The following is a 5277-nucleotide window of genomic DNA, read 5'->3' as shown; positions in this document are numbered from 1 at the left end:
GTCTGGTCCATCAGGGCATCCTGTGTCATGCCGAAACTCCGGTCTCGTCGAACGCGAACCGCATCCGCCGCCGGGGCGGCAGGTCGGTCTCCGTGGCGGACGGGTCCGCGTGGGTCCAGACATAGGGATCCGAGGTCTCGCAGGCCCTGTCATCGGCGTCCGCCACCGCGACATCCGGGGCCTCGGGTATGGACTCTTCGGTCTTGGGGGTCTGTTCAGCGCCCGCGCCCTCTGCCTCCGCCTCGGCTTCAGCCTGACGCGCCATTTCCTCGACATGGGCGGTCATGCCCCGGCCCACCTGATAGGCGGTCTGAAGGTTCTCGATCACCGTGGCACTGTCGGTGAAATCCTCGCCGTAATCCACCAGCCCGTCGACATTGGCCAGGACCGGATTGCTGCGCCACAGGCGTCGCAGCGCGCGCCGGCGTAACCGGTCGGGCACCGCCTTCGACATGAAGGCACTGAAATCGTCGCCGGACTGCATCGCGTCGGGATCGGGCAGACCCAGATCCTCGCACAGTTCCGCGTCCGTCTTGTCGGCCAGATCCGTCTCACGCGCCGCGATCTCTGCCTCGCGCGCCTGCGCCTCGGCTTCGGCCGCGACCTGTGCACGGCGGCGTGACCAGAAATCCCTGCCCCGGCTCATTGCAGTCGCCCCCGTCTCGCCGCGCCGGGGGCGCGGTAGACATCGCTTAGCTGGGGAATGCGCGGATCGCCGATGCCGTCCTGCGCGTCGCCGATGACATGCGTATCGCGGCGGCGCTTCTTGAACGTCTCATGCGCGTGATGCGCGTCGACGAAATCGCGTACCCAGGCGATCAGCCCCTCGGTCATCGGCACCTTTTCGACGATTTCTTCGCCGGTATCGGCGTAATCCTGCGCCTCGAACGGCGAGGCCGTGACCAGCACGACATCAAGTGGCGCGTCAGTCCCGTGCGCCCTGCCTAAATCGCGCATCACGACATAGACGCACGGCACCTTCGCGGAAAGGCCCTGCAGATAGGCCTCGGTCTGCGTGTGGTGCAAGAGCAGGGGCATGGTCGCGGCGTGGTATTCCACCGCCTTGCCGTCGCGGCGCAGTTCGTGCCACGCGGCGTCGGGGGCCCCCGGCAGGACGGCGACGGCACGCCATGTCCACGACGCCCACCGGGTCACACCGGGGGATTTGCGGATCACGACACCAAGGGGCATCGTCGCTTCTTTGTCGTGTGCAACGGTCAAGCGTCTATCAACCCTGATCTGACTGCATACCATTGTGGTCCATTTTAGTGACCAAAACAACGTAATTTTTTCAGCGTGCGATCCGGTGCGGCCAAGAAACAAGGATACTGCACCCGCGATCCATCCAAGCCCGCGCAAGGCAACGGAAATCCGGCTGCGCGCCAGATGTCATGCCGCAAAGCAGCAACATATCTCGTCGCTTTCCAACAGAATCAATCGGGATTGCGACCCGTCCCGGCAGGCACCGCAGCGTGATCTGGTAAGGTCGAATGACGGTTTACGTGCCCGTGCAATCGGGTCTAATGTTCAGCTGCTGTACGATGGTGCCGCCGTCGTGTTGCCGCGACCAAATCCCGGAGTGTCCATGTCCCGAACCCTGCTGTTATGCGACTGCGCCGCGTCCCAGAGTATCGACGCCGACGCGCTTGAGACGGCCACGGGGCTGCGCTGTTCGCGGATGCACAGCGCGCTTTGTACCGACGAGATCGGCGCGGCGGCCAAGGCGATCGAAACGGGCGAGGCGATCATCTGTTGCGGACAGGAGACCCGAACCTTCGAGGATCTCGCGGCCGAACTGGGTGCCGACAGCCCCGCCTGTATCGACCTGCGTGACCGCGCCGGATGGTCCGACGACCCCGCATCAAAGCATCCGAAGATGGCCGCGCTGCTGGCCGAGGCCAGCCTGCCGGTGCCGTCCGAAAAGACGCGGGACGTGATTTCGGAAGGGCTGTGCCTGATCATCGGTGCGGCGGACGCGGCCCTGCCCGCCGCCGAAAAGCTGGCACCGACGCTTGGCGTCACGGTGCTGCTGACCGATGACGGCGACCCGCCCGAAAGCCGCGCCTACGACGCGATCCGGGGGCGGATCGTGCAGGCCACGGGCGCGCTTGGCGGGTTCGATCTGCGTCTGGATGCGCTGCAACAGGTCAATCCCGCCGGGCGCGGCCCCCTGCGCTGGACCGCACCGCGCGATGGCGGGCAGACGCAGTGCGACATCATACTCGACCTGTCGGGCGGCACGCCGATGTTTCCCGCGCCGCAAAAGCGCGAAGGCTACCTGCGTGCCGATCCGGGCAGCCTGCCGGCGGTCGCAGACGCGGTGTTCGAGGCGGCACAGCTGATCGGCACGTTCGAAAAGCCGCTTTACGTCGCGCTGGAGCCGCATCTTTGCGCACATTCCCGCGCCGGGCAGACCGGGTGCAGCAAGTGCCTCGACATCTGTCCGACCGGGGCGATCGTTCCCGACGGCGATCATGTCAGTGTCGACCCGATGATCTGCGCGGGCTGCGGGGCCTGTGCCGCGGTGTGCCCGTCGGGCGCGATCAGCTATGACGCCCCGCCCCCGGACATGACCTTCCGCCGCATCCAGACGCTGGCCTCGGCCTATCTGCGCGCGGGCGGGACCACACCGCGGCTGCTGGTGCATGACGCGGATTTTGGCGCCGAGATGATCCGGCTGGCCGCGCGCCACGGCGCCGGGCTGCCCGCCGACGTGATCCCGCTGGAGGTGGCAGCATTATCGGGTTTCGGCCATGCCGAGATCCTTGCCGCGCTCGCCTCGGGGTTCGGGGCGGTGCAGATCCTGCTGGCACCGCGCACCGAGCGGGACGCGTTGGACCGAGAGGTGCCCTTGGCCCGCGCAATGGCCGGTGGCGCACCCGTCGAAATGCTGGACCCCGAAGAGCCCGACGCGCTTTGCGCCGCGCTTTACGATACGACGCCGGCACGGGGCGTGGCCGAGCCCGTGCTGCCGATGGGCAGCCGCCGCCAGGTGACGCGCCTTGCCGCAAAGGCGCTGACACCCGGCGACGAGACGCTGCCCCTGCCCGACGGCGCCCCCTACGGAACCGTGCGTGTCGATACCGAGGCCTGCACGCTGTGCCTGTCTTGTGTGTCGCTGTGCCCGTCGGGCGCGCTGATGGATAATGCCGATCTGCCGCAACTGCGCTTTCAGGAGGATGCCTGCCTGCAATGCGGCATCTGTGCCACGATCTGCCCCGAAAGCGCGATCACGCTGGAGCCGCGCATGACACTGGCCGACAGCGCCATGAGCCAGATCGTGCTGCACGAGGAAGAGCCGTGCGCCTGCATCGAATGCGGCGCGCTTTTCGGATCGAAATCGACGATTGACCGGATACTGGAAAAACTGGCCGGCAAACATTCGATGTTCGCCACATCCGAAGCCGCCCGCACGATCCAGATGTGCGAGGATTGCAGGATCAACGCGCAGTTCAAGTCGTCGGACAATCCGTTTGCCGCCGGGGACCGTCCCCGCGTGCGAACAACCGAGGATTACCTGAGCGGCCGCAAGGACCACTGAAGGCGACATGCCGGCGCCGGAACGTTCGCCGACGATTGCGATGAAACAAGGGAGGATCCCATGACCGAAGAGTTCAACATGTCGATGCGCAAGTTCCTCAAGCAGGTGGGCGTCACCTCGCAGCAGGCGATCGAGGAAGGCCTGCGCGAGAAAGGCGCCACAGCCGGTCAGGAATTCGAGGCCAGGGTGGTGCTGACCGTCGAGGGGCTGGATGTCGAACACGTGGTCACCGGCACCATCAAGGGACAGGACTGACGTGGCACTGACGAGGGACGCGGTCCTCGCGGCACTGAAGGACATCACCGATCCGGTGAGCGGGTCCGATATCGTGGCCGCCGGCGTCACCCGCGCGCTGTCGGTCGAGGACGGCGCGGTACGCTTCGTGCTGGAGATCGATCCGTCAAGGGCCGAGGCGTACAACCCCGTCCGCGACGCCGCCGAGGCGGCGGTCAAGGCGCTGCCGGGGGCCGGGACCGTGTCGGTCGTGCTGACGGGGCATGCCGCGAAGGCACCACCCGATCTCAAGAGCTCGAAACCGTCCGAGCCGAAAGGCCCCGAGCGGGTGCCCGGCGTCGATCACCTGATCGCTATCGCGAGCGGAAAGGGCGGGGTCGGCAAGTCCACGGTATCGGCCAACCTTGCCTGCGCGCTCGCCGCCGAGGGGCGGCGCGTGGGGCTGCTGGACGCGGATGTCTACGGGCCGTCGCAGCCTAGGATGCTGGGCGTGTCGGGCCGCCCGGCCAGCCCCGACGGCAAGACCATCCTGCCGATGCGCAATCACGGCGTCACGATGATGTCGATCGGGTTGATGACCAACGAGGATCAGGCCGTCGTCTGGCGCGGGCCAATGCTGATGGGGGCGCTGCAGCAGATGCTGATGCAGGTACAATGGGGCGCGCTCGATTGCCTGCTCGTCGATCTGCCACCCGGCACCGGCGACGTGTCGATGACGCTGGCGCAGAAGGCGCAGGTGGACGGTGCGATCATCGTGTCGACCCCGCAGGACGTGGCGCTGCTGGACGCGCGCAAGGGGATCGACATGTTCAACCAGTTGCACGTGCCCGTGCTGGGCATGATCGAGAACATGTCGACGCATATCTGTTCGAATTGCGGGCATGAGGAACACATCTTTGGCCATGGCGGCGTGCAGGCCGAGGCCGCCAAGCTGGGCGTGCCGCTGCTGGCCGAGATCCCGCTGCATCTCGATATCCGTCTGGCCTCGGATGGCGGCGCGCCGATCGTGGTGTCGAAACCCGACAGCCCGCAGGCGCAGGCCTTTCGCGACGTGGCGCGCCAGATGATCGCGCAAGGCGTGGCATGAACGATCCCAGCTTTCCCCCGCTGTTGTCCGGGCATGCGGTGACGGGCGCCACCCATCCGTTCGACGCGGCGCGCAGCATGGCCGCATCGGGCTGCGACGCCGGGCTGATCGTGCACAACATCACCGCCGACCGGCTGATGGCGGCGCTGGTAATGGCGCCCGAGGTGCCGCTGGAGGACGCAATGGCGATGCTGCCGGCCTGCGGGATCGGGTTCCAGAACGCCCTGGGCGCGCTCGCCCCGCCCGAGGTCGCCGTGCATCTCGAGTGGGATGGCGGGCTGCGGATCAACGGCGCGTCCTGCGGGCGGCTGCGCGTCGCCGCGGATGGCACCGATCCAGCGACGATTCCGGGCTGGCTGGTGGTCGGCCTCGACCTGCCACTGATGCAGCTTACCAGTAACCCCGGCGACACACC

General features: G+C 67.1%; 6 protein-coding genes. 4 read left to right on the top strand and 2 right to left on the bottom strand.

The annotated features are described in order from the left end of the window. Positions 1 to 25: 25 nt before the first annotated feature. Entirely contained in the window at positions 26 to 646 is a 621-nt protein-coding gene (locus ACROSR_RS20050) for a DUF3306 domain-containing protein (protein ID WP_432687654.1), read from the bottom strand. Then, a complete protein-coding gene (locus ACROSR_RS20045) occupies positions 643 to 1191 on the bottom strand; it encodes a DUF3305 domain-containing protein (protein WP_432687653.1) in 549 nt (182 codons plus the stop codon). The genes ACROSR_RS20050 and ACROSR_RS20045 overlap by 4 nt, the downstream gene beginning before the upstream one ends. A 394-nt stretch (positions 1192 to 1585) precedes the next feature. Between ACROSR_RS20045 and ACROSR_RS20040 the strand changes: the two genes are divergently transcribed. The 4 genes from ACROSR_RS20040 to ACROSR_RS20025 all read left to right on the top strand — a co-directional run. Further along, entirely contained in the window at positions 1586 to 3541 is a 1956-nt protein-coding gene (locus ACROSR_RS20040) for a 4Fe-4S binding protein (RefSeq protein ID WP_432687652.1), read from the top strand. Positions 3542 to 3601: 60 nt separating this feature from the next. Further along, complete coding sequence (locus ACROSR_RS20035) at positions 3602 to 3796, top strand: DUF6494 family protein (protein WP_432687651.1); 195 nt, start codon at positions 3602 to 3604, stop codon at positions 3794 to 3796. A 1-nt stretch (position 3797) separates the two neighbouring features. Further along, positions 3798 to 4862 carry an Mrp/NBP35 family ATP-binding protein gene (locus ACROSR_RS20030; protein ID WP_432686954.1) on the top strand — a complete coding sequence of 355 codons (1065 nt, stop codon included), beginning with the start codon at positions 3798 to 3800 and terminating at the stop codon, positions 4860 to 4862. Further along, on the top strand, positions 4859 to 5277 hold a 419-nt coding region (locus tag ACROSR_RS20025; protein WP_432687650.1), incomplete at its 3' end, for a biotin/lipoate--protein ligase family protein. The genes ACROSR_RS20030 and ACROSR_RS20025, both read left to right, overlap by 4 nt.

Source organism: Roseovarius tibetensis (assembly GCF_050896375.1).
Taxonomy (GTDB): Bacteria; Pseudomonadota; Alphaproteobacteria; order Rhodobacterales; family Rhodobacteraceae; genus Roseovarius; species Roseovarius tibetensis.
The sequence above is the reverse complement of the archived record's forward strand: the minus strand, read 5'-3'. Positions and strand labels throughout refer to the sequence as shown.

Coding starts and splice junctions, on each gene's coding strand:
- ACROSR_RS20045 (WP_432687653.1), bottom strand. CDS start 1,191: ATGCCCCTTGGTGTCGTGATCCGCAAATCCCCCGGTGTGACCCGGTGG.
- ACROSR_RS20035 (WP_432687651.1), top strand. CDS start 3,602: ATGACCGAAGAGTTCAACATGTCGATGCGCAAGTTCCTCAAGCAGGTG.
- ACROSR_RS20040 (WP_432687652.1), top strand. CDS start 1,586: ATGTCCCGAACCCTGCTGTTATGCGACTGCGCCGCGTCCCAGAGTATC.
- ACROSR_RS20050 (WP_432687654.1), bottom strand. CDS start 646: ATGAGCCGGGGCAGGGATTTCTGGTCACGCCGCCGTGCACAGGTCGCG.